The sequence below is a fragment of the Bartonella sp. AA2SXKL genome (assembly GCF_042197205.1).
Classification (GTDB): domain Bacteria; phylum Pseudomonadota; class Alphaproteobacteria; order Rhizobiales; family Rhizobiaceae; genus Bartonella.
In genome coordinates this window covers 61,336-80,905 of record NZ_JBHIRN010000006.1, presented here as the reverse complement: position 1 = coordinate 80,905, position 19,570 = coordinate 61,336, and the positions used below count along the sequence as shown (strand labels likewise).

Annotated in this window: 14 protein-coding genes and 1 pseudogene; 7 read left to right on the top strand and 8 right to left on the bottom strand. The window is 36.4% G+C overall.

Translation table 11 applies throughout. The features are described 5' to 3' along the window. Positions 1–535: 535 nt before the first annotated feature. The 5 genes and pseudogenes from ACFINS_RS05390 to ACFINS_RS05370 form a co-directional block, all read left to right on the top strand. Positions 536–832: pseudogene (locus ACFINS_RS05390) on the top strand (hypothetical protein); the annotation flags it as partial. 214 nt (positions 833–1,046) lie between these two features. After that, positions 1,047–1,460 carry a hypothetical protein gene (locus tag ACFINS_RS05385; protein WP_375611503.1) on the top strand — a complete coding sequence of 138 codons (414 nt, stop codon included), beginning with the start codon at positions 1,047–1,049 and terminating at the stop codon, positions 1,458–1,460. 362 nt (positions 1,461–1,822) lie between these two features. Further along, complete coding sequence (locus ACFINS_RS05380; protein ID WP_375617749.1) at positions 1,823–2,224, top strand: hypothetical protein; 402 nt, start codon at positions 1,823–1,825, stop codon at positions 2,222–2,224. A 161-nt stretch (positions 2,225–2,385) separates the two neighbouring features. Continuing rightward, the gene (locus ACFINS_RS05375; RefSeq protein WP_375611505.1) at positions 2,386–2,835 is read left to right on the top strand and encodes a hypothetical protein; all 450 of its coding nucleotides are present in this window, start codon (positions 2,386–2,388) and stop codon (positions 2,833–2,835) included. Positions 2,836–3,780: 945 nt separating this feature from the next. After that, on the top strand, positions 3,781–6,534 hold the full coding sequence (locus ACFINS_RS05370) for an autotransporter outer membrane beta-barrel domain-containing protein (RefSeq protein WP_375705954.1): 2,754 nt from the start codon (positions 3,781–3,783) through the stop codon (positions 6,532–6,534). 269 nt (positions 6,535–6,803) lie between these two features. On the opposite strand, the gene ACFINS_RS05365 is transcribed toward ACFINS_RS05370, so the two are convergent. The 4 genes from ACFINS_RS05365 to ACFINS_RS05350 are packed head-to-tail and all read right to left on the bottom strand — an operon-like array spanning position 6,804 to position 10,759. Next, complete coding sequence (locus ACFINS_RS05365) at positions 6,804–8,066, bottom strand: acetyl-CoA carboxylase biotin carboxylase subunit family protein (RefSeq protein ID WP_375705953.1); 1,263 nt, start codon at positions 8,064–8,066, stop codon at positions 6,804–6,806. After that, complete coding sequence (locus ACFINS_RS05360) at positions 8,063–9,010, bottom strand: DMT family transporter (protein WP_375613117.1); 948 nt, start codon at positions 9,008–9,010, stop codon at positions 8,063–8,065. The genes ACFINS_RS05365 and ACFINS_RS05360 overlap by 4 nt, the downstream gene beginning before the upstream one ends. Beyond that, positions 9,007–10,212, bottom strand: a complete 1,206-nt coding sequence (locus ACFINS_RS05355; RefSeq protein WP_375650500.1) for a DUF6421 family protein — start codon at positions 10,210–10,212, stop codon at positions 9,007–9,009. Before ACFINS_RS05355 ends, ACFINS_RS05360 begins: the two co-directional genes overlap by 4 nt. Further along, positions 10,199–10,759, bottom strand: a complete 561-nt coding sequence (locus ACFINS_RS05350; RefSeq protein ID WP_375650505.1) for a prephenate dehydratase domain-containing protein — start codon at positions 10,757–10,759, stop codon at positions 10,199–10,201. The genes ACFINS_RS05355 and ACFINS_RS05350 overlap by 14 nt, the downstream gene beginning before the upstream one ends. 648 nt (positions 10,760–11,407) lie before the next feature. On the opposite strand from ACFINS_RS05350, the gene ACFINS_RS05345 reads away from it, so the two are divergent. Continuing rightward, positions 11,408–12,190 (top strand): ATP12 family chaperone protein, encoded by a 783-nt coding sequence (locus tag ACFINS_RS05345; RefSeq protein WP_375611512.1) that lies wholly within the window; start codon positions 11,408–11,410, stop codon positions 12,188–12,190. A 34-nt stretch (positions 12,191–12,224) separates the two neighbouring features. Here ACFINS_RS05345 and ACFINS_RS05340 read toward each other — a convergent pair whose 3' ends face one another. The 4 genes from ACFINS_RS05340 to uvrA all read right to left on the bottom strand — a co-directional run bounded on the left by ACFINS_RS05340 (position 12,225) and on the right by uvrA (position 18,714). Continuing rightward, positions 12,225–12,770 (bottom strand): hypothetical protein, encoded by a 546-nt coding sequence (locus tag ACFINS_RS05340; protein ID WP_375611513.1) that lies wholly within the window; start codon positions 12,768–12,770, stop codon positions 12,225–12,227. Between the two features lie 156 nt (positions 12,771–12,926). After that, positions 12,927–14,336, bottom strand: coding sequence for a type I glutamate--ammonia ligase (glnA, locus tag ACFINS_RS05335; protein ID WP_375611514.1), 1,410 nt, complete (start codon positions 14,334–14,336; stop codon positions 12,927–12,929). A gap of 59 nt (positions 14,337–14,395) precedes the next feature. Further along, positions 14,396–14,734, bottom strand: coding sequence for a P-II family nitrogen regulator (locus ACFINS_RS05330; RefSeq protein ID WP_015856528.1), 339 nt, complete (start codon positions 14,732–14,734; stop codon positions 14,396–14,398). Between the two features lie 1,064 nt (positions 14,735–15,798). Then, positions 15,799–18,714 carry an excinuclease ABC subunit UvrA gene (gene uvrA, locus ACFINS_RS05325; RefSeq protein ID WP_375700794.1) on the bottom strand — a complete coding sequence of 972 codons (2,916 nt, stop codon included), beginning with the start codon at positions 18,712–18,714 and terminating at the stop codon, positions 15,799–15,801. Positions 18,715–19,044: 330 nt separating this feature from the next. On the opposite strand from uvrA, the gene ssb reads away from it, so the two are divergent. Next, positions 19,045–19,551, top strand: a complete 507-nt coding sequence (ssb, locus tag ACFINS_RS05320) for a single-stranded DNA-binding protein (RefSeq protein ID WP_375611516.1) — start codon at positions 19,045–19,047, stop codon at positions 19,549–19,551. The last annotated feature ends 19 nt before the right edge of the window (positions 19,552–19,570 follow it).

Sequence of the window (19,570 nt, the reverse complement as noted above, 5' to 3'; positions counted from 1 at the left end):
TGTGCCATCAATATAAGTCTTTCAGGTTAAAATGCCTAACAGCGCAAATAGATTTTACCAGATACAAGATTATAGGCAGATATCTTTTTCTAAACGTATTAATGAAGTTCTGTTTTACGAAAGAAGTTATTGTAAGAATTGTTTTTTAGCTCTTTAAAAAATTGGTTGTTTAAATTTTGTTGTTTAGAAAATTAATATTGCTTTTAGAAGCGAAGATAAAGTTCTTTATGTATTTTTTCTCAAAGAGGATTGGCGTTGGTAGAAAATAGTGGATAACAAAGTTACATGAGGCATTGTATCATTGTTTTTATAAAAACTTTAATAAACAGCAGCAAGATATTACAATAAAATCTCATAGAAGAGTAAATTAAAAAGAACAATGAACGTGTGACAGTTTTACGATTCTTATTATTATTGCTCTCACAAGAGGAAGGATCAAACTTATTTTTTATAATATTGATACGAGAGTAGTTTTTATTACAAGTGGAGGCGGACAAAATGTACTCCGCAACTGTATTTCGGTGAAAAATTATTCGATATTACCATAAAATGCGCTCAAGAACACTACAACCAGCAAAAAAAAATCATCGGAAAGTGGCTTTTTACACGAGAAATCTTCCAATAGCTCTGAACACACACAACAACAATTCTCTCTATCCTTGAGGCAACAGGCAATGTTGATATGGATGTACAATGAGATGCTACGATTATTGCTTCTCATCTGATTTCTGGTCAAGATATCAATGTAATGGGGGAAAGTATGACGATTGTTGGCATGACAGACCATCATAGCAGCCATTCACAGACGCATGAAACAGGTTTTTTGATGGGTATAGATATGACTTTGTAAGCCGATGGATTGGCGGTAATGGCTATACCTACGAGACAATACCTGCTGGTAGTAACTTTTTGATAGAATGGTAGAGAGTGGCTACAAATCCCATAAATTCCCATACCTGTCTTGGAGATGTGGATTATAAATGCCAAAAGTTTTATGGCACGTTTCATTTAGAACAAAAGCCTTGAATTAAATCATGGAGTAAAAAATGAAACAAACTTTAAAATTATTAAGTGCGATAACTCTATTGAGTATAGCCGGATGTCAGTTTAATAAAACTCCTGGAGGGTATTTGAGTGCGTGGGAAAAGCCAGGAGCAGATTTTACAGAGATAGGAAAAGGCTTGTTAGAATGTGGTATGCCAACTCCTTATGATGTCGATCCAGAAAATAGAAAGCAGAGCATCAATGCAAAAGCAACAATTTATGCTTGCATGCTTCAATCAGGTTTCCGCTATAAAGATGAAGAGGTAGCAAGAGCGGGTGGGCCATGTTATACTTTTAGAGCCGAAAACTTGCCGATTTGTCGTTCAGGCGCTGTCATCCCGAGGCGCAGTGTCAAGAAGCGCTTGAACAGCCCTTTTTGTAAAAAATATAAAAATGCACCTGAATGCAAACCTTAAGTCTTGCTGTTTGTGACGATCACAATCCCTACCTTCATGTTTCTCATACCCGTACGCGGGGGGCTTAATTCAGCATGTCAATGCTATTTATTTATGGGTACCACAACTGTTGGCGCAATAATATAAAATATCTATTTTGGTTGTAATCAAAATATTGATAATAATTATAAGCATATCGTTGATAGATAGATGATTTTAGTAATAATTTTACCGTATTTTTGATATAATAATTATGGCATAATCTTCGGAAAGATAAAATAATATAGGTTGATAATGTTCATCATTGTTTTGGAAATAAAAAACAGTATGTAAAATAATTTATAGATTGTTTCGTAATATCAAAATTACTCAAGGATAGGAAAATGAAGCAGATTTTAAAATTATTAAGCGGGATAACCTTATTTGTTATGGCTGGATGCTACCCTGAGCAGCCTTCTCGAACAGCTGTAGATGCATGGGAAAAATCCGGTACTGATCAGCTTGAGATCAAAAAAGCTCTGTTAGAATGTGGAATACAGCATTTTGATGGTCGTCTTGATACAGAAACAAGTACGGATGAGAAATTCAATGCTGAGGAGTCTGTGAATGCATGTATGATCCAAGCAGGTTTCCAAGATAAATTGGGAAGAATGAAGTGGTGTGAGAAATATAAAAATCTTCCAATTTGTCAGCCTGATGCAGTTATTCCTCAGCGAAGTGTAGAGAGGCGTTTGAATAGTCCTCATTGTCAAGAGCATAAAGAACAACCTGAATGTCAACCTTAAGTATTGAGGCTGCTGTAATCAAAAATCCTTCCATTCTTGTTTTTGCATGGGGGGTGGGATTGTTTCTTCAATATCTATATGCTAACAAAAGTCATCTTGCGTGTGAGAAAATATTAGAAGACTTATCAGTCTTTCTATCGTAAATATTGACGGAGGGGGAAATGAAAAAAACATTGAAATTATTGATTGCTATAATTTTATTAAGCTCTGCTGGGTGTATTAGCAAACCTCCCCCATCGACGTTAGAATTATGGGAAAAGTCTGGTGTCAGTAAGTCTATGGTCCAACAAGCACTGTCAAAATGTGGTTGGAAACCAATCTACGCTTCTTCTAAAAATATGGATTCGCGTGCAAGTGATTTTGCAGCAGTTTATGAGTGCATGACTAAAGCAGGTTATCGGTACAAATTACAAGATTCAAAGGGAATCTATTTTTCATCAACGCCGCGAAGTGATTCATTTTTAGTCAATTTAATGGTAGCAGGGTATCAGCAGGTTATGGACAATGATACTTTTGGTGTAACCAATTCGACACAACAAGAGCGAGATTTGATGTTACGTTTTGAAAATGATAAAAAGCGCCAGAAAATAAAAAAAGCTTTGCACAAGTGATCATCAACAGTAGAACATTAATTTTTAAAGCAATAATTAAATAAAAATATTAAACGGGAGAAGAGAGATATAGCTCTTTTTCTCTAATGTAGTTATATTCATCAGCTACGAGATTGGCAATAGTGTTGTTGTCAGATGATGCTAGCGGAGGATAGTGAGTTGTTGTTTAGAGAAATTTATTCCATATAAAGAATGTCAAATAATAGCTTTGCTAAAATATCTTCTTTAACGATAATAAACAGATAGCTTTCATAGAGCTAATTTTGATGAAATTTTATTTTGGTGTTTTTTAAGTTCAGAATAGTGAGTGTTTTACTGTATTTTAGATTTTATCAAAAGATCTAAAATATTACATTTATTAATTCAAATCATTGATGATAGGGTATTAGGAGAAGTTTTTTATTTATTCAAATTTCTTTGTTAGATATTTAGCATTTTTAATATAGAAATTGTGTACATTAGCTTATACATTAGTGTGCAATTTCTTATTTTTTTGTTGTGGTTGAAGAGATGATGCGGTTATAGATTTCGTATATTGTATCTTTTTGTGCTGTGTTTTATTAAAACGTTTTAATCGTTTAATCTTAAAAGTTATTCTCATGTTGTTGTATTTTTATTTTTTTGTGGTGAGATAAATTGAATATTATATCTCTTCAAAATTCGCATTTTTTCACGTTTTTTTAAGATTGGTTTTTGGGACTTTTGTAATTACAGTTTTCAGCGGTTTTTGAGATGCCTTCTTTAAAGGGATTTTCATCCTAAATGGTATTTTTAAACTTTTTGTTCTTTCTTTACATAAAACACAAAACATATTATTAAATGCTATGATCTTATCATAAAAAATAAAATAATTTTGTTTGTTTTGTTCTTATTGTGTTTAATTTGTGGTTTATTTTTTTTCCAGCATTTTTTGTTTTTGTTGAAAAAAGAAAGTTTTGAGAAACAATGATAGTCAAGGTATCTAACAATCACTTGTATTCGTGCTTTTTTACAGCAGCTATTTTTTCTTTTTTGTTAAATATAAATATTGAGGCACATTCTCATTCATATACATCACTGTCATGTGATGAAAACAAATTACCTTACGGATGCAGTGATGGTTCAAAGCATACAATTAGTGATAAAGTATATAAATTCACGGCGCCTGTTAAAGAAAAGAATGGGGAGGGTCGTTCTCTCATGTTACCTGCTGCTATAGTAGTGCAGGAGCCAAATACAGTTATTCAGGCAACGCGTGTAGAGGTTGAAGCTAATGCGGGTATAGAAGATATTTATGGTGTTTTTGTATCACGAGGGGGAAAAATTGTTTTGAGCGATTCAGCTTTTAAAAATGTATCAATAGGTCTTAAAGCTGATAGTGGAATGATTGAGGTTAATCGTGGAACAATTGAGGCTTCTCAGATTGCTGCTTATGCAGAGAAGCGAGGAGCATCTGTTACGTTAACGAATACAAAAATTAAAGTGGAAGGTTTGGGTATCGGTCAAGAGAGTGCTCTTTTCGTTAGTGCTGATGCGGGTATTCAGATGAAAAGTGGATTTATTGATGTGAATGATGCTGCTGCGCTTTATGTGGGGAGAGGGGGGAGTGCGACTTTAGATGGTGTTACCATTGCTTCAAAATATCAAAAAACAGAAGACAAAGAAAATACAAATGAAAAAAGTACACATACAGTTTTCAATGTAAAACATCAGGGTTCTGTTTATGTAAAAAATACGAATATTATTTCTACGGATGTTCATGTTTTAACAGTTGGACAAGATTCTAACACGCCATCCAATAACGGCAGGGAAGGAAATATTTTAATTTCGCGGGTTAATATTGAAGATTCAACAATTAAAGCAATAGGTAACAAACATGGTATGTATTTTGAGAGGGATGAGGAAAATGATGCATATGAACAGGGGCTTGTCTTTTTGAAAAGGACGATTTTTGAGGTTCCAGATGGGACAGCTGTTCATAGTCATAACAGTCGTATTTATATTGGAGTAACAGAAGGTACAAAAATTTTTGGTGACTTATTATTAACAGCTGAAAAGGGGGGAAGTGTAGCGATTTTGGCTAATTCTTCTTCATTGATAGGAGGGACTCGTGTTGCCGATGATTCTATTGCTGAGCTTTATTTAACAGGGGGATCAAAATGGTTTTTGACAAAAAGAAGAGAGATCGATTTGCAAGTTGCAAACCGTACAAGTTCGTCTATTTCATTTGTGAAAGTTTCTGATAGTTTTATTGCTTTTGAGACTCCAATGTTTCAGGAGTATCAGACACTTCATATTGGGAAGGGAGAAAAAGAAGTTTATAGTGCACAAGATAGGGCAGATATTTATCTCAATACACATCTCAGTAGTGATGGTTTGCTCGATAATAAAAAAACTGATCGGCTTTTGATACATGGTGATGTTTCTGGAAAAACGACAGTTTATGTGCAATTTGTTTCAGGAAATCAGGGTGAGATAGCAACCGGTGAAAATGCTCATAGTATTTCACTTATTCAGGTTTCTGGAAAAGCGGCAGAGGATTCTTTTCAGTTAAATCGCGCTTATATTGCATTAGAGGGGTTGCCTTACCAATATTATCTTCATGCTTATGGTCCAGATTCTGCTCTTGGAAATGCACAAACTTCTCAAAGATTGGTTGAAGGAAATGGAGATTTTTGGGATTTCCGCCTTGAAAGTAAATATATTCAGCCTGCTTTAGAGGTGTCTGCTATTCCCCTTTCTGAGTTAAAGGTCAGAGAGGTTGTTCCACAAGTTCCGACCTATCTTTTGTTACCAAATGCGTTGTTTCATGTTGGGCTCATGGATATGAGTCATCAACAAAAGCAGTTGCAAGTTAGGCGGTCTATTCCTCGTAAATTATTAAAAGTTGAAGGGAACTTTGCTTTATCTGTCCACGGTTATGGTGGGAGTTATCGTTATGTCTCAGATTTTTCTACACTTAAATATGGGTACGATGGTCATGTTGATTATAACGCTATAAAAACAGATATTTTGCTCAAAACAATAGAGCGTGCATATAGTACGACATCTTTTGGGATTATGGGAACCTATGGAAAGCTTTCCTTACAACCTCATAACGTGGAACAAAGTCAAAAGAGTACATTTAATAAATGGTCATTTACGGCATATGCTAGTGTGGAACACAAAACTGGTTTTTATATAGATAGTTTTTTATCTTATGGTTTGTTTAAAGGGGATGTGCGTAGCCGTGTTTGGGGTAAGACGGCGACATTAAAAGCAAATCCTTTGAACGTGTCGTTTTCTGCTGGTAAAGTGTCTATGACAGGATATAAAGATCTTATTTTTGATCCGCAACTTCAGCTTATTTATCAACATCTTCAATTTGATAAGTTTCGTGATATTGATGGATTTGATGTTGAGATGAAAAAAATAGATCAATGGTTTATGCGTGTTGGTGGGCGTTTAAGTAAAACATTTACAGCCTCTGAAAAGGATCGTATCATTTCTTTTTATGGAAATATTCATCTTGCTCATTGTTTTGGTAAAGAACAATTTGTTCATTTTAAAGATGTTTTTCAGTTGAGTGCTTTCGGTTCTTCCTTAGAAGTTGGCTTGGGTGTCAATTCACAGTTTTCTTCTAAAGTTACACTTCACAGTGATCTTAGCTATCAGCATAGGTTAACCAAGGCTGGTTTTTCTGGAGTTCGTTTTTCTGGTGGATTGCGCTATCATTTTTAAGCAATCTTTTTAAAAATAATAAATGTGATTTTCGAAGTCTTGTTCTACTATCGGAATTAAAACCATTGTTTGTGCAGAATTTTAATTGCTTCTTTTAATAATGGTATCATGTGTTTTAATAAATATGAAAGGATCACCTTGATTTATTTTTATCTGCTATAGCATTTCTCAAATGCTTTAAAAAATTTGTCCATCTGATAAACAGATTAAAATGAGAAAATCCTACAATATCGGGGTTATTATTCAATATGAATAAAGATAAATTATCATTATAAATCAATGTTTTGCCATACGATGCTTAAGGTGTCATCGAGCCATTTGTGGTAATTGCGTGCTTCTTCGTTTGAGTTATGAACAGAGAAAATAAAACCAGGATATCCACCAAATGCTGGTGGAGGTGGTGAAATGTGATTGGTTTCAAAGAAAATGATAGTTCTGGCGGTTTGAGGATGCTGTGCAACCTTATCTAGACCTGAAAATCCAGAAAACCGTCCATACCCATGAAGAGGAATAATATAATTTGCCGCCACTTTTTTAGCTGGGAGTATATCGGGAAGGTCTAAGTTTTTTTCAGCTAAAGCGGCATTCATACATAGTTTTGCAAATGAAATTCCTGTGCCTTGCTCAACAATAAAATGGGAAACACCTGATCCACCTATACGAGCGCCTATCTCAATGATATAAGGTAAATTATTAGCATCTAGGCGTAGCTCTACATGGGCAGCACCCATATTTATACCAAGAGCTTTAACTCCAGAGCATGCAGCCTCACATAAAGCAATAATTAAAGGATCATCTATATCACATCGTTGACGATAAATTGTTTCTTCAAACCATGGTCCCTCAGGCTGTCCCTTGTCTCCAACGGATAGAACGTGTACACCTGCTGTATCAACAAAGCATTCTACGACAAACTCTTTTCCTGGCAAATACTGTTCTACGACTAAGCCTACAGGTTTACTTTTATCATTAAAACGTGCCATGTCTTTATGCTGAACATTCCATACGGCTTTAATGAGATCAGGAAGTTCAGCGGAATTTTTAGCTAACATGACGCCTGCACTTGCCCATCCAGAGACGGGTTTAATAACGACTGGATAATCCAAGGCTTGTGTTTTTGATAGGTCTTCTGGATGATCTATATAAAAGAATCTTGGTGTTCTTAAGCCTGCTTTAGCGAAAGTTTGACGCATGAGATATTTATTTCTGGTTAATGCTGCTACTTCTGGTTCAATACTTGGAGTATTGATTTTTTTTGCAGCCAAAGCTGTCCATAGGATGGCTTCTTCGCGAAGGGTCATAACCCCAGAAATATTGCGTTCTTTTGCTCCTGTTGCAAAAGTGTCTAGAGCTGCCTCTGGGTTATCAAAAACAGGAAGTTGCCAAGTTGAAGTTACTGCTGCAGGGTGTTGAGAGGGAACGCTTTCAGCGGTATCATAGATCATTACTAATTCGATATTAGCTGCTTGTGCTGCTTCAAATATAAATGGTAATTTTGCATTGCGCTGGCAAACTAACGCGAGTTTTTTCATTTTGTTTCCTCATTAAATTTGGAGTTTTGAGAATGGCGTTTATGTTGCCATGTAGATACCTTTGATGCATCTATAAATAAGAGTGTCATCCCTATAACAACTACAATCATAGCAATTATTTTGATCATATTGAGAGAAGGGCTCGAGCCGATTATCCATTCACATGCAATCACTGCAAAAGGGGATAATACGCCGATAGTGTTGGCGTATAATACGCCTCCTTCGGCTAAAACTTTTTGATATAATACGTAAACTGGTGCCGAGCAAACAGTTCCTAAAATCAATATTTTAAATATATCTTCTAACTTAAGATAGAAGAGTGGGGCAGGATCAAAAATAAATAATGGCATAAATGATGCTGCAGAAATTGTCGTGATCCAAGCCAGTGAGGTGAGCAAAGGTAGATTTTTAAGATAACGTTTAGACAATAAGCCATAAGCAGAATAAGAAAGTGCTGCTGTTAAGGCAAGCACTACTCCTATCAGGTTATAATATCCACCTTCTCCACTATTTATATTGAATACTACAGCTGCTACACTGACAATTATCACTCCACTAAGCTTCAGCCATGAGAATTTAAGGACATTTGTCAATGCACCTAATATATAAGTAATTCCTGGAATAGTAGCGAGCACCATGGTTAAATCACTGGCTTTGAGCGATTTTAATGCACCAAAGCTGCATACAAAATACAGCGAAAATCCTAACACTGAGAGAATTAAAAAAGAAGGTATCATGGAAAGCAATGGTAGGGATCTGAAAACAGCTTTCTCACGAAATATTGCAATCAGCCATAAGGTGGCAGCGGTGGCAAACAACCTAAGTCCAACCGCATGCATGACGGGTATATTGCTAACCAAATTCTTAGATAATAACCAACTTATGGAAAACAATGCTAGAATGGCAAAAGTAAATAATAATAATCGTCCTTTTATAAAACTCAATGATTTAATCCTCTAATCACTCGCTGTGCATAAGATGATGTTGAAAAATTAAATCGTGACTGTGAAGTTTGCGGCTTACCAAGATTATTTTGGATATAATCTTTAGCTCCTGCCAAATAAGCGTCACCATCTAATGCTTCAAGTGCTTCTATATCTGCTATCATCAATATTATTACTTTTTCAAGACGCTCCAAATCAAATTGAAGATAACCTTGATTTGTTTCAATCAATGCTTTGTTCCGCATCAATATTTCAAAAAGCAAGATCCCTGTACCAGCATCGAATGTCATATGCTGATCAGAATCTTTTGGATAACGAAATATGCGTTCTAATAGGATAAATTCAGTTATTTCTTTCCAAAATTTTGGATGATTTTGTAGCATAATACGCACTGTAATTAAATCAACTTTAGTTTCTTCTAGAAGACCTGTAAACCAATTTAATTTTATATACAGATTTTTATCCAATGGCCGCGGTCCGGTATGATGTGCATAGTCATGATAATAGCCCCACAAACAGCGAGCATCGTAAATGTCTTCTTTGGATAAGTTACGACTATGCAATTGACCGAACAGGAATTTACTATCTCGACCGAGTAAACGTTCAGCTTCCACAATTGTTTGCTTGTTGTAAATATCAAAGAATTTACTGAAAAAAAACAAAGCAAATGCTTGCTTATCAATTTTTTGAGCAGCTGCTACAGATTCTGGGAATAGAACAATGCAATTGCCTTCTAAAAAACCTCTTGATGCTATTCCCATTTTTATACATTGAAATGGTGATACATAATTATTTGTATATTTTGAGGCGTCAGCAAGATAGGCCGTTTCATGACGATATCCTGTAACTAATTCCAGCCGGAATCCTTCTGGATCAGGTCCATTTTTTGCACGCATTGGAGCCAAGAAAAACAAGGGCGCATCTGGTAATGGGGCTTTGAAAGCAGCCAAAGTGTTATCAAATTTAGGAGGGGTCGTTAAACCGCTGATCATCCACTGATGAAGATCATCAGAAGTGGTCGCTAAAAGTTTTGGAGATAATCCGTCAAGAATATTGGCATGGTGGTTCAGCAGAGTGATCAATTCATTGATCATATTATTATCTGCTGAAGTTGGTTCTTTAATGCTCCCATCTCGTTCTTGGCGCATACGGAATTTGTCAACCAAGTTAACAATGGAAAGAAGCGCTTCAGATTTTTTCATGATTAGTTGACTTTAGTGAGTGGAGCAAAAAGGCCATTGGCACTTGTCCAAAATTTTCGACAATACTCAGCCTATAGCGATTTGCCGCAACCGATGTTGTGATACAAGCATCTGCTTTTTCAGCCTTACAAAGAACGGCTGCATCAGCATTGCTGTTGGCAAATACTTTGTCATATTGATGAGCTACCAAAGATTGCGGGGCAGAATGAGTCGCTACGGTTTTAATTTCATCAATGTTATTGCGTTTAGCTAAAACCATAGAGTGAGTAGGCATGATAAAGCTGTCAAATAATTGCATATCACCTAAACGGGTAAATATGAGTGTATGCAAATCAGGGTAAGCAGCACAGCTTAAGAGATATCCATCCTTTTTCTGAGCAAGTTCATTAAATGCTTCTTCAAGAGTTGCGTATAAGATAATACGGGATCTCGAGTCAGTGGACAAAATATTTTTATTGTGATTGTCAAGCCACCACTGTGCTGCTGCTGCACAGTTAGTATCTGCAGGGCTAAGTGTATAGATAAAAGTATTATTTTCAGATTGCATGATCTCTATTCTTTATAATTATATGCCTAAATTTAAATTAGTGTAATATGATAGAGTATATCAAGAACAATGCGTTAAGTAATTTAGTGCTTTATAAAATAATGTATATGTGAAAGCAAATTTACGATAAATTTTGTCTGTTCATTATTCTATCATGCCGTAAAACAGCGTCTTTTAGGGGAGTAATTGAGCAGAAAAATTCTATGCAGGGTATTTATTGGATATGTTAGAGAATTATTGGAATGGTTAAGCGAAGGTGAATGACACGTAAACCGCACTGCTCTATCATTTTTTGGATGAGCAGCGTTTTTGAATCTGTTCATATTGATAATACTATTATAGGTGAATAATAAGCAAATTGGTAAGGCATGAACATCTTTGCCATAAAACTCAATATGTTTAATTTCTTAATTAAGATAATACTTTTAGAAATTGTTTTACTATTATGATTGTATTAAATATATAAAAGGCAATCATCATTGTCTTGTTTGTAAAAGAAACATGAAATATAACTCTTAAGTTAGATTGAGATTGGCAAGATTTTTTTCTTCTTTGGAATCGTTAAGAAGGTCAGATTAAACCTTATTCAAGCTACAGAACCTAAAGAAACAGTCGTTTTTTTTTTGAAAAGATCAGAGGTAAACAAATATGCGTGAGATTTTGGATCATGTTGATATGCCATTGAATAAGAAGAGTTCTATTCAAAAGGTTCAAAATCTTTCATTCCAATCACACCCAAAACGGTTTTATAAGCAAGTGAAGATCGCTTGTGAGGAGGGCGGCTTTACGATTTTGTTGGATGAATGTCCTGTAAAAACGCCCGCAAGGCGTCATTTTCATGTGCCAACAGAAGTGTTTGCTGAATATGTTGCTCAGGAATTTGAGAACCAAAAGCACGTTGTTGATCCTGCAAAAATGCCGATGACGCGTTTGGTTAATACTGTTATTGATGGTATCGCTGATGATATGCAGGCGGTTTTTGAAGATTTATTGCGTTTCGTTGCATGTGATATGATCTTTTATCGTGCACAAACACCTAAAGAGTTGGTGCAAAAACAATCTGAACAATGGGATCCTTTATTAGATTGGGCTGAAAAAAAGCTAGGTGCAAGGTTTTATTTGACAGAAGGGCTGATGCATGTGGAACAATCACCAGAAGCACTTCAAGCTGTGAGTCATTATTTACGTAGCGTTGAGTCTGCTTATATGCTTGCTGCACTTCATATGATGACAACCTTAACTGGATCTGCTCTCATTGCTCTTGCTGTTGCTGCGGGAAACATTGATGCTGATCATGCTTGGTCTATTGCCCATTTAGATGAAGATTGGATGATGGAACAATGGGGAACGGATAAAGAAACAATAGCACGCCGTTCTCATAAAAAAGTTGAATTTAAGGCTGCTGCTACAATTGTTACAACTTGTTTATAGGGGAAAATCTTTTATTTACGTGCATTCTTTTCGCTCAGAGTATTTTTGTGACTTTTTGAGGATTGGTTTTTACTTTATCAAGTCCAGGAAATAGTTCATTGGTTATGGTTAAGAGCGCTTCGTCATTACCACGGATAAAATACCATTGGTTATCGTGAAGTAGGGCAATAATTTCAGTTTGAATAGAGCATTTTTTTCCAGCATTTGTTGTGGTTACAAGCTCCACGGGTATAACAAAATAAGGGGTACCATTATCAAGGGTACCTTCACGTTTTTGTTTTTGATCAATGTTGATCGTTTCAATCTTGTAACTTTCTGCCAACCGTTCTATTTGGCTTTTCATGATTTGTAGAAATTGCGATTGATTAAGATTTTTTTTGGCGGTTAAGCGGTTGATGACTTGGGGAGGAATAGCATTTAAGATGGCATTTGCATCGGCATTTTTAAGTGCTTTACTATAAGCAGATGTTGCTTTCTCAAGAGTTGTAAGTTTTTGGTTGGTTATTGTATGTGCTTTAGTTGTTGATGTGATAAAGACAATGCATAAAAGAACGGAAACGAGAAAACAAATTCGCGGCATTAGAAACCTTTGTTAATTCATTTGAAGAGATTCAACACATTATAAAGGAAAAGCGGATGAGCAAAAAGCCTCTTGCGCTTTTGCATGAGAAGAATATCCACAAAAATGGAAGCTTTTGCCTCCATTTTCAAAATCAAAAGAATGCGTATTGATTGTTTAAACAGAATAGTACATATCAAATTCAACAGGATGTGGTGTTGTTTCGTAACGCAAGACTTCTTGCATCTTTACTTGAATGAAGGAATTAATCTGATCATCATCAAAAACGTCGCCAGCTTTAAGAAAGCCACGATCTTTGTCAAGTGCTTCAAGCGCTTCACGCAGGCTTCCTGAAACAGTAGGGATTTCTTTAAGTTCCTTTAAGGGAAGATCATAAAGATCTTTATCCATAGCATGTCCGGGATGAATTTTGTTTTTGATACCGTCAAGACCAGCCATTAAAAGGGCTGCAAATGCCAAATAGGGATTTGCTGTTGGGTCTGGAAAACGAACTTCTACGCGTTTTGAATTTGGTGAGGAGCTCATAGGAATACGGCAAGATGCAGAACGATTACGTGCTGAATAGGCAAGAAGAACAGGAGCTTCATAACCAGGAACCAAACGTTTATAGGAGTTTGTGGATGGGTTGGTAAAAGCATTTATTGCTTTTGCGTGCTTAATAACACCACCGATAAAAAACAGACAGGTTTCTGATAGTCCAGCATATTCATTTCCTGCAAAAATGGGTTTGCCATCTTTCCAAATGGAAATGTGGACATGCATTCCAGAGCCGTTATCACCAAAAACTGGTTTCGGCATGAAGGTTGCTGTTTTCCCATAACTGTTTGCTATTTGATGTACAACATATTTAAAAATTTGCATCTTGTCAGCCTCGCGAACAAGTGTATCAAAACGAATACCCAATTCATGTTGGCCTGCTGCTACTTCGTGATGGTGTTTTTCGACCTGTACGCCCATATCCTTGAGTGCTGTGAGCATTTCAGAACGCATATCTTGGCAGGAATCAATCGGCGGAACAGGAAGGTAGCCTCCCTTTATTCGTGGGCGATGCCCTAGATTTCCTGTTTCATATTCCGTATCATCATTAGAGGGAAGTTCACTTGAATCGAGTTTAAACCCTGTGTTGTAAGGGTCCGTTTTATAGCGCACATCATCAAAGATAAAAAACTCTGCTTCTGGACCCACATTGATTGTATCTCCAATGTTTAAAGATTTCATATACACCTCAGCCCTTTTGGCGATAGAACGAGGATCTCTACGATAAAACTCACCAGAGACAGGATCAAGTACATCACAAAATATGACCAAAGTAGATTGAGCAAAAAAAGGATCAATATGTGCTGTTGCTGGATCTGGCATTAAAACCATGTCAGATTCATTAATTGTTTTCCAACCAGCAATTGAAGAACCATCAAACATGACACCATCACTAAAAGTATCCTCGCTGATCTCTGCGATATCCATTGTAATGTGATGCAATTTTCCTCGTGGATCAGTAAAACGTAAATCAACAAAACGGATTTCGTTGTCTGTAATCTGTTTGATAATATCTGATGCGGTTGTCATATTCAATTTCCTTAATATGGCGTTGAGGTGGATAAAAAAGTGAATTTTCTCGTTATTTATTAAAGGGCATCGATACCGGTTTCGTCCGTGCCTATACGAATTGCATCATCAATGGAAAAGACAAATATCTTTCCATCCCCTATATGTTTGGTTTGAGCTGCTTTACGTATTGCATCAACAGTTTGTTCCAGTTTTTCATCGGACACAACAATTTCAATCTTTACTTTAGGTAGAAAGTCAACAACATATTTCGTACCACGATAAAGTTCTGTATGTTCCCTTTGACGACCAAAACCTTTCGCTTCTGTTACTGTAATACCATGTAACCCAATTTTTTGAAGCGCTTCTTTCACTTCATCAAGTTTGAAAGGTTTTATAATGGCTTCAATTTTTTTCATGCTGAAATTATCTCCAACGTTATTTTGTCTTTTTAGACTGCATCACATTATATTGACAACTGTAAGATGTCCAACAGATACTTTGTGCACAAAAAGTCGAAAATAATGACACTCTATGCTCTGTTAGGAGAGTTTCTTTTGTAGAATACAGCCAAATACTGTTTTTTGGGAAAAAAACTTACAATTCTTATACAGAATTCAAATAATATAATAAAAGAGTTTTGTTTCTTTTTTATTAGATAATATCTTGACTTATAAGGATAATTAGACGCTCTCCACATTGAATGAGAAACTCTAATAGCGTAAGATTTTCTCATTTTAGATCTTTTTATCGTCAATCAATCAAAACGATACTTTTATATATCATAAATAGTTATGAGTGTGTGGATAACAACATTTGAAAAAAGAAATAAAATGCTTTTTATGAAAGCTTTCGATAATTAAAGGCTTTACAATATTAGGGAGTAGGGAAGACAAATATTGGAAAAGAGTGTGATGATGCCGATTCATAAATGTAAAGATGGTGGTGTACAATAATGAGTTTATCATTATAGCATTCATAGGAGCCGTTGTGAAATGGGCTTGAGAGCATTGAGAAATGTTTCTTTAAAACAGATGTGGGAATTGGCAACGCAAATATATTCCGTTTGGGGCGTTTTGTTCCTTCGTGAGGAATGTGATCTTCATTAAGGAACGCGATAAATAAAAGTGTGAAGCAATGGCAATCTTCATTATAAGATATTGCTGTGGATGCCTTGGAAAATCATAAAGATAAATTAAAAGGAAATGGAAATATAGAAATTTATTTATACCCTTAAAACTTCATATTCTTCCCAGTTTAGGTTGTCTGGTCGTTTCAGGTATAAACAAAACAGAGAATAAATACGCAATTATGTGCGCGTTCCTATTTGGCAATACGACAACTGAAACAGCTTATAAAGCGCTAAATTGTTTTTAGTCTTTGCTTCAAACGTGTTGCACCACTGGAATTAGGTGTTGGTTTACAGGTAATAATAAAAGTACAGGCTTTGTTAGTATGCTGTATTTTACAATAGAAAGCGTTTCTAAGAATTGGAATTATAGAGAGATGGGCGCAGTAAAACATGTTTTAGAAATTTTCCCGTATAGGAAGCGGGAACCTTAATGATGTCTTCAGGGCGTCCAATTGCAACAATTTCACCACCGCGATCTCCACCTTCTGGTCCTAAATCAATAATCCAGTCGGCTGTCTTTATAACATCAAGGTTATGTTCAATGACTATAACTGTGTTGCCTTGCTCGACTAGTTCGTGAAGCACTTCAAGAAGTTTGGAAATATCATGAAAATGTAAACCTGTTGTCGGTTCATCCAAAATATAGAGTGTACGTCCCGTTGTTTTACGAGAAAGTTCTTTCGCAAGTTTTACACGTTGTGCTTCCCCACCAGAAAGTGTGGTTGCTTGCTGTCCTACTTTTATGTAACCCAATCCTACTTTAATGAGAGTTTCCATTTTATTATGAATAGCGGGAATAGCTTGGAAAAATTCCTCTGCCTTTTCAATTGTCATATCCAAAATATCGGCTATAGACTGTCCTTTGAATTTTATTTCTAGTGTTTCTCGGTTATAGCGTTTTCCTTTACAGACATCGCAAGTAACATAGACATCAGGTAAAAAGTGCATTTCAATTTTGATGACTCCATCACCTTGACATGCTTCGCACCGTCCTCCTTTAACATTAAATGAAAAACGCCCAGCTTTGTAACCGCGGGCTTTTGATTCTGGAAGATCGGCAAACCACTCACGAATCGGTGTAAAAGCACCTGTATAGGTTGCGGGATTAGAGCGTGGGGTGCGTCCAATAGGAGACTGGTTGATATCGATGACTTTATCAAGAAATTCTAATCCTTTAATTTTGTCATAGCTGGCAGGGCTGTGATGAGAGCCCATGATATGATGTGATGCTGCTTTGAAAAGCGTTTCAATAAGAAATGTTGATTTTCCTCCTCCAGAAACACCAGTTATGCATGTGAAGGTTCCAAGAGGAATATTCGCATTGATATTTTTGAGGTTATTGCCTTTGGCGCCGATGATTTTAAGTGTTTTCGTTTTTGATATTTTGCGTCGCTCTGTCGGCATTTTAACAGCCATTTTTCCTGAAAGGTATTGGCCTGTGAGAGAGGCTGAATTTTCTATAATTTCCTGCGGTGTTCCTTGCGCTATGATTTCTCCACCATGAACGCCTGCGGCAGGCCCCATATCGACAACATAGTCTGCTGTGAGAATAGCATCTTCATCATGTTCAACAACAATAACTGTATTGCCAAGATTACGCAAATGGCGCAGCATTTCCAACAGGCGTTCATTATCGCGTTGGTGTAAACCGATAGATGGTTCATCTAAAATATAAAGAACGCCTGTAAGACCAGAACCAATTTGAGATGCTAATCGAATACGTTGGCTTTCTCCCCCTGAAAGCGTTCCTGAATTTCGAGACAAGGTAAGATATTCCAATCCTACATGATTTAAAAAAGCCAAACGTTCACGAATTTCTTTTAAAATACGTACGGCGATATTACGTTGTTTTTCTGTGAGATGTTGATGAACATTGGCAAACCAATCATCTGCTTTTAGAATAGAAAGATCTGATATTTGCCCAATATGCATTCCGTTGATTTTTACAGCAAGTGCCTCTGGTTTTAAACGATAACCGTGACAAGCTGGGCAGGGCGAAGAAGACATATAACGTTCGATTTCTTCTCGAGACCAAGCAGAATCGGTTTCTTTCCAGCGTCTCTCCATATTAGGGATGATTCCTTCAAAAGGTTGGGTCATTTTATGCGAACCAGAATTATTTTTATAGATAAAAGAAATTTCATCTCTTTTTGTACCGTAGAGAATAGCCTGTTGTGCTTCATTAGAGAGTTCACACCATTGATCTGTGAGTTTGAAACCGTAAGCTTTTCCTAATGCTTCTAAGGTTTGTTTATAGTAAAGTGAATCTGATTTAGCCCAAGGGGCAATGGCGCCATTCTTGAGGGTAAGATTTTTATTGGGCACAATTTTCAGTGGATCCATTGCTTTTTTTATGCCCAGTCCATCGCAGAGAGGACAGGCGCCAAAAGGATTATTGAACGAAAAAAGGCGTGGTTCAATTTCAGGAATAGAAAAACCCGATACAGGGCAGGAAAACTTTTCTGAAAAAATGAGCCGTTTGTGTGTATCATTTTTTGATTTATGAGCAGATTCCTTTGTCGTTTCTTTTTGTGCTAAGGGGTGGTCTGCCATTTCAGCTATGGCAAGCCCATTTGCTAGCTGTAAACAGGTTTCTATACTATCAGCCAAGCGAGAGGTGATATCCTTCTGTACAACAATGCGGTCTACCACGACATCGATGTCGTGTTTATATTTTTTATCAAGAGGTGGAATATCAGCGATTTCATAGAATTTTCCATCAACTTTAGCGCGTTGAAATCCTCTTTTTAAAAGTTCTGTTAGCTCTTTTTTATATTCTCCCTTTCGTCCTCGCACTAAGGGTGCCATAATGAAAATTCGCGTTCCTTCTGGTAAGGCCATAATTTGATCCACCATTTGGCTTACTGTCTGGCTTTCAATAGGAAGTCCTGTTGCAGGAGAATGAGGAATACCAATACGTGCAAAGAGAAGACGCATGTAATCGTGGATTTCAGTAACGGTACCTACCGTTGAACGAGGGTTGCGACTGGTTGTTTTTTGTTCAATGGAGATAGCTGGAGAGAGACCGTCTATGCGGTCGACATCGGGTTTTTGCATGACTTCCAAAAATTGGCGTGCATAGGCTGAAAGGCTTTCGACATAGCGGCGTTGTCCTTCAGCGTAAATTGTATCAAACGCTAAGGATGATTTCCCTGATCCAGAAAGTCCTGTTATAACAATGAGTTTATCACGAGGCAGATCGAGATCAATATTTTTAAGGTTATGCTCACGTGCACCGCGAATGGAGATATATTTTTGATGAGTCATACTTTATCCTTGGCATATGTGGCAAAAATTGAGCACCTAAAATGGAATAAAACTGTTTTTTTAGAATTATAATGTGTTTAACTGCTTTAATGCAAAAGGAAGGTATAAGTTTTGTGAAAAAAATACAAATGAGCAGCTTTTTATTCTCTCGTGGTGGAATAAACTATGCGTTTTTATCATCTTTTGTTATAATTACACTGAATACAATATTGGTAAAGGATAGCAATACCCATATTGATAGTCAATTGCGACATGTAAATTGAAGGTCAAGATGGTTATAACTGTTATAGAACAGAGTATTTTACAAATTAAAATTTTGGAGTTTATGCGATGGCTGGTAGCCTTAATAAAGTTATTTTGATTGGTAATCTTGGTGCGGATCCTGAAATCCGCCGTTTGAATTCTGGTGATCAAGTGGCAAATCTGCGTATTGCTACTTCAGAAAGTTGGCGCGATCGGAATACAAATGAGCGAAAAGAACGCACTGAGTGGCATAGTATTGTTATTTTTAATGAAAACCTTGTCAAAGTTGCAGAGCAATATTTAAAAAAGGGCAGCAAAATTTATATTGAGGGGCAGTTACAGACACGAAAATGGCAAGATCAAAATGGAAATGACCGTTATACAACAGAGATTGTTTTGCAAAAGTACCGTGGCGAATTACAAATGCTTGATGGGCGGGGAGCTGCGAGCGGGGAGCAAGGAGCAAGTCAAGGGGGGAGTTATAGTGGTGGCTTTGCCGATAGTCACTCAAATCAGAGAAATGCTTTTGGTCAAAATAATAATCAATTGGGAGAAAGTTTTTCACACAAATTAGATGATGACGTCCCTTTTTAAGAGTCTTTAAATTGCAGTA

Excerpts from the sequence above, each read along its gene's own strand:
- ACFINS_RS05370 (WP_375705954.1), top strand. The coding sequence starts at position 3,781 with ATGATAGTCAAGGTATCTAACAATCACTTGTATTCGTGCTTTTTTACA.
- ACFINS_RS05340 (WP_375611513.1), bottom strand. The coding sequence starts at position 12,770 with ATGCCGCGAATTTGTTTTCTCGTTTCCGTTCTTTTATGCATTGTCTTT.
- ACFINS_RS05375 (WP_375611505.1), top strand. The coding sequence starts at position 2,386 with ATGAAAAAAACATTGAAATTATTGATTGCTATAATTTTATTAAGCTCT.
- ACFINS_RS05365 (WP_375705953.1), bottom strand. The coding sequence starts at position 8,066 with ATGAAAAAACTCGCGTTAGTTTGCCAGCGCAATGCAAAATTACCATTT.
- uvrA (WP_375700794.1), bottom strand. The coding sequence starts at position 18,714 with ATGACTCATCAAAAATATATCTCCATTCGCGGTGCACGTGAGCATAAC.
- ssb (WP_375611516.1), top strand. The coding sequence starts at position 19,045 with ATGGCTGGTAGCCTTAATAAAGTTATTTTGATTGGTAATCTTGGTGCG.
- ACFINS_RS05385 (WP_375611503.1), top strand. The coding sequence starts at position 1,047 with ATGAAACAAACTTTAAAATTATTAAGTGCGATAACTCTATTGAGTATA.
- ACFINS_RS05380 (WP_375617749.1), top strand. The coding sequence starts at position 1,823 with ATGAAGCAGATTTTAAAATTATTAAGCGGGATAACCTTATTTGTTATG.
- glnA (WP_375611514.1), bottom strand. The coding sequence starts at position 14,336 with ATGACAACCGCATCAGATATTATCAAACAGATTACAGACAACGAAATC.
- ACFINS_RS05345 (WP_375611512.1), top strand. The coding sequence starts at position 11,408 with ATGCGTGAGATTTTGGATCATGTTGATATGCCATTGAATAAGAAGAGT.
- ACFINS_RS05330 (WP_015856528.1), bottom strand. The coding sequence starts at position 14,734 with ATGAAAAAAATTGAAGCCATTATAAAACCTTTCAAACTTGATGAAGTG.
- ACFINS_RS05355 (WP_375650500.1), bottom strand. The coding sequence starts at position 10,212 with ATGAAAAAATCTGAAGCGCTTCTTTCCATTGTTAACTTGGTTGACAAA.
- ACFINS_RS05350 (WP_375650505.1), bottom strand. The coding sequence starts at position 10,759 with ATGCAATCTGAAAATAATACTTTTATCTATACACTTAGCCCTGCAGAT.